Origin of the sequence: Burkholderia sp. Ac-20384 (genome assembly GCF_017104605.1) — a bacterium.
Classification (GTDB): Bacteria; Pseudomonadota; Gammaproteobacteria; order Burkholderiales; family Burkholderiaceae; genus Burkholderia; species Burkholderia lata.
On record NZ_JAAGPE010000427.1, the window covers coordinates 1 to 6,061 of the forward strand.

The 6,061-nt window shown below is 67.0% G+C and carries 5 protein-coding genes; 1 reads left to right on the forward strand and 4 read right to left on the reverse strand.

Annotated elements, in window-relative coordinates; all coding sequences use genetic code 11:
* From G3O00_RS38920 to G3O00_RS38935, 4 genes are all read right to left on the reverse strand, one after another.
* Positions 1–312 (reverse strand): NAD(P)-binding domain-containing protein (locus G3O00_RS38920; protein ID WP_206146169.1); only part of this gene is annotated, 312 nt, incomplete at its 3' end.
* An 18-nt stretch (positions 313–330) separates the two neighbouring features.
* Positions 331–1,845, reverse strand: a complete 1,515-nt coding sequence (locus G3O00_RS38925; protein WP_011354324.1) for a CoA-acylating methylmalonate-semialdehyde dehydrogenase — start codon at positions 1,843–1,845, stop codon at positions 331–333.
* A gap of 110 nt (positions 1,846–1,955) precedes the next feature.
* On the reverse strand, positions 1,956–3,662 hold the full coding sequence (locus G3O00_RS38930; protein WP_206146170.1) for an AMP-binding protein: 1,707 nt from the start codon (positions 3,660–3,662) through the stop codon (positions 1,956–1,958).
* 227 nt (positions 3,663–3,889) lie between these two features.
* Positions 3,890–5,023 carry an acyl-CoA dehydrogenase family protein gene (locus G3O00_RS38935; protein ID WP_206146171.1) on the reverse strand — a complete coding sequence of 378 codons (1,134 nt, stop codon included), beginning with the start codon at positions 5,021–5,023 and terminating at the stop codon, positions 3,890–3,892.
* 137 nt (positions 5,024–5,160) lie between these two features.
* Here G3O00_RS38935 and G3O00_RS38940 point away from each other — a divergent pair.
* Positions 5,161–6,061 (forward strand): AraC family transcriptional regulator (locus G3O00_RS38940; protein WP_241025540.1); only part of this gene is annotated, 901 nt, incomplete at its 3' end.

Consider the following 6,061-nt stretch of genomic DNA (forward strand, 5'->3'; position numbering starts at 1 on the left):
TAACGCCTGCGCGCTCGCCGGGTCGATCGTGCTCGAATCGATCACGGTCGCGCCCGCGCCGAGGCCGGCGAGCACGCCGTTCTCGCCGGACAGCACCGAGCGCACGTGCGGTGCGGCCGGCAGCATCGTGATGACGAACGTCGCGCCCGATGCCGCATCGCGCGGCGACGCCGCCACCTGTGCGCCGGCATCCTGCAGCGCGCGCAATGCATCGGCGCTCAGGTCGAATGCGTGCACTTCGTGGCCGGCTTTCAGCAGGTTCAGCGCCATTGGCGCGCCCATGTGGCCGAGGCCGATAAATCCGATTTTCATGTTCGTGTCCTCCGTCGCTCAGTGCAGCCGGATCGTCGTATTCACCGGGCCGGCCGTCGTATCGTCGTCGAACCAGCGTGCGGTGACCGTCTTGGTCTGCGTGTAGAACTGCACGACCTGCTTGCCGTACGGGCCGAGATCGCCGAGCTTCGAGCCGCGCGAGCCCGTGAAGCTGAAGAACGGCACGGGCACCGGGATCGGGATGTTGATGCCGACCTGGCCGATGTCGATTTCGCTCTGGAACTTGCGTGCCGCCGCGCCGCTCTGCGTGAACAGGCCGACGCCGTTGCCGAACGGGTTCGCGTTGACGAGCGCGATCGCTTCGTCGAGCGTGTCGGCTTCCATCACGACCAGCACCGGGCCGAAGATTTCATGCGTGTAGACCGACATGCCGGTCTTCACGCCCGAGAAGATCGTCGGGCCGACGAAATTGCCGTGCTCGTAGCCGGTCACCTTCACGTCGCGGCCGTCGAGTTCGAGCTTCGCGCCTTCCTTCACGCCCGCGTCGATCAGCGACAGGATGCGTTCCTTCGCGGCCTTCGACACAACCGGCCCGACGTCCGTGCCGGCTTCCGCGCCCGCATTGACCTTCAGCGCCTTCGCCTTCGCGACGATGTCCGGCAGCCAGTCGCGCGCGTTGCCGACGAGCACCGCGACCGACGTTGCCATGCAGCGCTGGCCGGCTGCGCCGAAGCCCGCACCGACGAGCGCGTTGATCGCCTGCTCGCGGTTCGCATCGGGCAGCACGACGGCGTGATTTTTCGCGCCCATCATCGACTGCACGCGCTTGCCGTTCGCGCTGCCGAGGTTGTACACGTGCGTGCCGACCGCCGTCGAACCGACGAACGAGATCGCCTTCACGAGCGGATGCGTGCAGATTGCGTCGACGACTTCCTTGCCGCCGTGCACGACGTTCAGGACGCCTTTCGGTACGCCGGCCTCGACCGCGAGCTCGACGAGCTCCATCGTCGACAGCGGGTCCTGTTCCGACGGCTTCAGCACGAACGTGTTGCCGCAAACAATCGCCATCGGGAACATCCACAGCGGAATCATCGCGGGGAAGTTGAACGGCGTGATGCCCGCGCACACGCCGAGCGGCTGGCGCAGCGTGTAGGTATCCACGCCACCCGCGACGTTCTCCGCGAATTCGCCGAGCTGCAGCGAACCGATCGAGCAGGCATGCTCGACCACTTCGAGGCCGCGGAAGATGTCGCCTTCGGCATCGGGAATCGTCTTGCCCTGCTCGGCCGTCAGCGTCTTCGCGATGCGCTGCTGGTTCGTGCGCACGAGATCCTGGAACTTCAGCATGATGCGCATGCGCGCGGCGATCGGCGTGTTCTTCCACGTCGCGTACGCGGTGTGCGCGGCCTGCACGGCCGCGTCGACTTCCGCGACGGTCGCGAACGGCACGCGGGCGAGCACCTGCTGCGTCGCCGGGTTGACGATGTCGCGCCACTCGTTCGTGGCGGACTCGACGAAGGCGCCGTCGATCAGCAGTTTGACCGTCGGCACGTCTTTCGAATTCGCGTTCATCGATCCAATCTCCTGGCAAAGGGCCGCGAAGCGCGATAGCGCCGCGCGGCCGGTTCAATTCGGCTGCGGGCGGCGGCCGCGGAATGCGGCTCGCGCGGCCCGCGGTCACGTCACTTCAATTCAGCGGCGAAATCTTCTTCCCAGTATTCGCCGGGCATCCGTTCACTTGCGTCGTCGCCACGCTCGATCTCGCGGCGGCGCAATTCGACGCGGCGGATCTTCCCCGAGATCGTCTTCGGCAGCTCCGCGAACTGCAGGCGGCGAATGCGCTTGTACGGCGCGAGCTTCTCGCGCGAGAAACGGAAGATTTCCAGCGCGAGTTCGGGGCTTTCCTCGTAGCCCTGGCGCAGCGTGATGAAGGTCTTCGGCACCGACAGCCGCACGGGATCGGGGCTCGGCACGACGGCCGCCTCGGCGATCGCCGGATGCTCGATCAGCACGCTTTCGAGTTCGAACGGGCTGAGCCGGTAGTCGGACGACTTGAACACGTCGTCCGCGCGGCCGATGTACACGTAGTAACCGTCGTCGCCGCGCATCGCGATGTCCGACGTGCGGTAGTGGCCGTCGCGCATCGCGTAGGCCGTCGCGTCGGGGTTGTTCGCATAGCCGTTCATCAGCCCGACCGGGCGCGTGACGTCGGCGCCGATCGGCAGCGCGACCTCGCCTTCGGTCACGGGCATGCCGTCCGGGTCGAGCAGCGCGATGCGGTAACCGGGCAGCGGCCGGCCCATCGAACCCGCGACGACCGGCTGGCCCGGCGAGTTGCCGATCAGGCAGGTCGTTTCGGTCTGGCCGTAGCCGTCACGGATCGCGATGCCCCACGCCTTCTTCACGCGCTCGATGATCTCGGGATTCAGCGGCTCGCCCGCGCCGACGATCTCGCGCAGCTTCACGTCGAACGACGCCAGCGGCTGCTGCACCAGCATGCGCCACACGGTCGGCGGCGCGCACAGCGTCGTCACCTGGTATTTGACGAGCGCATCGAGCACCACCTTCGGCTCGAAGCGCGCGTAGTTGAACGCGAACACGCACGCCTGCGCGTTCCACGGTGCAAAGAAGCAGCTCCACGCGTGCTTCGCCCAGCCCGGCGAGCTGATGTTCCAGTGGATATCGCCCGGCTGCAGGCCGATCCAGTACATCGTCGACAGATGGCCGACCGGATAGGTGCGGTGCGTATGCTCGACGAGCTTCGGCTTCGACGTCGTACCCGACGTGAAGTACAGCAGCATCGCTTCGTTCGACTGCGTGACGGCGTCCGGGTTGAATTCGGCGCTCGCCGTGTAGCCGTCGTTCATCGCGAGCCAGCCCGCGCGTGGTGCGCCGGCGACGATCTTCTGCGCGAGGCCGAGATCCGGCTGTTCGAATTTGGCGGTTTCGTTCTCGTCGACGATCGCGTATTTCGCGCCGCCGATCTGCACGCGGTCGCGTACGTCGTCGGGCGACAGTTGGGTGGTGGCAGGCAGCACGATCGCGCCGAGCTTCATCGCGGCGAGCATCGCGTCCCACAGCTCGACACGGTTCGGCAGCATCAGCAGGATCCGGTCGCCGCGCACGACGCCGATCGAGCGCAGCCAGTTCGCGATCCGCGACGAACGCTCGGACATCTGCGCGAACGAATACGGGTCGCCCGTGCCGGTCGCCGCATCGACGATCCACAGCGCGGGCTGGTCGTTGCCGCGCGCCATCGGGTCGAAGTAGTCGAGCGCCCAGTTGAATGCGTCGAGCACCGGCCACTCGAACTCGCGGTAAGCGGTTTCGTAGTCGGTGCGATGGCGCAGCAGAAAGTCGCGTGCGTTCAGGAATGCCTGTACCGTCATCGTGTCCTCCAGTCTCCGTGCCTCGTGCGGTCGACCCGCGTGAGCGCCTTGTCGCTTACGTGGATCCCATGCGCTGGCCAGTCTCCATGCGTCGCGGTCAACCGCGCATGCGCTGCAGCCCATGCCCGGTTGCCTCTGTTGCGGCGCACGGTCACGTCATTGCGTGCCGCGTTCGCCGCGCTGCCCTCGTGCCCTGCTGACGTTGTCGCCGGGGCAACCGCCGCGGCTCAAAGCTGCCGTGCGATCACCATCCGTTGCACTTCGCTGGTGCCTTCGTAAATCTGCGTGATGCGCGCGTCGCGATAGTGACGCTCGACTTCGTAATCGACCAGGTAGCCGTAGCCGCCGTGGATCTGGATCGCGTCCGAACACACGCGCTCGGCCATCTCCGATGCGAACAGCTTCGCCTGCGACGCTTCCGACAGGCACGGCAACCCGGCCGTGCGCAGCTTCGCCGCGTGATGCACGAGCAGGCGCGCGGCATTGATCTGCACGGCCATGTCGGCGAGCTTCTGCTGGATCGCCTGGTGCTCGGCGATCGGCTTGCCGAACTGCACGCGCTCGCCCGCATAGCGGCGCGCCTTGTCGAACGCGGCGCGCGCGATGCCGAGCGCCTGCGCGGCGATGCCGATGCGGCCGCCTTCGAGGTTCGACAACGCGATCTTGAGCCCTTCGCCGCGATTGCCGAGCAGGTTTTCTTCCGGAATCGCGCAGTTCTCGAACGTGATCGGGCACGTATCCGACGCACGGATGCCCATCTTCTTCTCGGGTTTGCCGACGATGAAGCCCGGCGTGTCGGTCGGCACCAGGAACGCCGAAATGCCGCGCTTGCCGGCTTCCGGATCGGTCATGGCAAAAACGATCGCGACGCCGGCGCGCTGGCCGTTGGTCACGAACTGCTTCGCGCCGTTCAGCACCCATTTACCGTCGCGCAGTTCCGCACGCGTGCGCAGGTTGTTCGCCTCGGAGCCGGCCTGCGGCTCGGTCAGGCAGAACGCGCCGATCACGCGGCCGGACGCCATGTCGGCCAGCCAGCGATCCTTCTGCGCCGGCGTGCCGAAGCCAAGGATCGGCCCGCAGCCGACCGAGTTGTGCACGCTCATCATCGTCGCGCACGCGGCGTCGCCGGCGGCAACCTCCTCCATCGCCAGCGCATAGGCCACGTAGTCCGTATACGACCCGCCCAGCTCCTGCGGCACGATCATCCCGAGCAGGCCGAGTTCGCCGAGCTGCGCGACGATCTCGTCGGGCAGGTGCGCATCGTGGTCCCATTGCGCCGAGCTCGGTGCCAGCATCTCGGTGGCAAACGCGCGCGCGGCATCGCGGATCATCCGCTGGTCTTCGGTGTAAAGCTCGTCCATGGTGCTGCTGTCTCCCGCGGCCGCCGGGCGCGACCGTCCTTGCGTTTCGATGCAACAAGTGTAGGCAAGCAGGCGCGACTGTTCGATGCTCGCGTCGCTCATTTACACTGAGCGTTTTTGCCACACCGGCGGCACGGATGAAGCAGGAAGACAAGGGAACCGTCGCGATCAGCCTCGTCGCTTACAGCGTCGCGCTCGCAACCCGGCGCGGCGTCGCCGCCGAGCCGCTGCTCGCGCAGGCCGGCATCGCGCCCGCGCTGCTCGGGCAGCCGCGCGCACGGGTATCCGCGCAGCAATACGGCGCGCTGTGGAACGCGATCGCGCGCGCGCTCGACGACGAGTTTTTCGGGCAGGATCGCCACCCGATGCGCAGCGGCAGCTTCATCGCGATGAGCCAGGCGGCGCTGTCCGCGCGCGACGGCCTGCACGCGATGGCGCGCGCGGTGAATTTCATGCACTGCGTGCTCGACGACCTGCACGCGGAGCTCGACGCGAACCCGCAGCGCGTGCGGCTGCGCTTCGTGCACCGCAACAACGGCGCGACGCCCGCGATGTTCACGTACGCGACCTATTTCATCATCGTCTACGGGCTCACCTGCTGGCTGATCGGGCGGCGCATCCCGCTGCTGCATGCGAGCTTCCGCTGCGACACGCCGCCCGCCGACCACGAATACCCGTCGATGTTCTGTGACGACATGCGATTCAACGAACCCGATTCGTATGTCGATTTCGATCCCGAATTCGCGACGCTGCCGGTCGTGCAGAACGCGAAGACGCTGAAGACGTTCCTGCGCAACGCGCCGGCCAGCTTCATCGTCAAGTACCGCAACCCGAACGCGCTCGCGCAGCGCGTGCGTGCGGTGCTGCGCGGGATGCCGCCGATGCGTCGCGGCGCGCTGCCCTTCCCGCTGGCGGCCGTGCCCGCGGTGTTCTTCGTGCGCCGGCCGCAGATTCCGTGGCGCCTGCTGGTGCTGTACGGCGCGACGATCCAGCTTGGCCAGTTCGTGTTCCTGTTCACCGGCATGTACGTCGGCATGC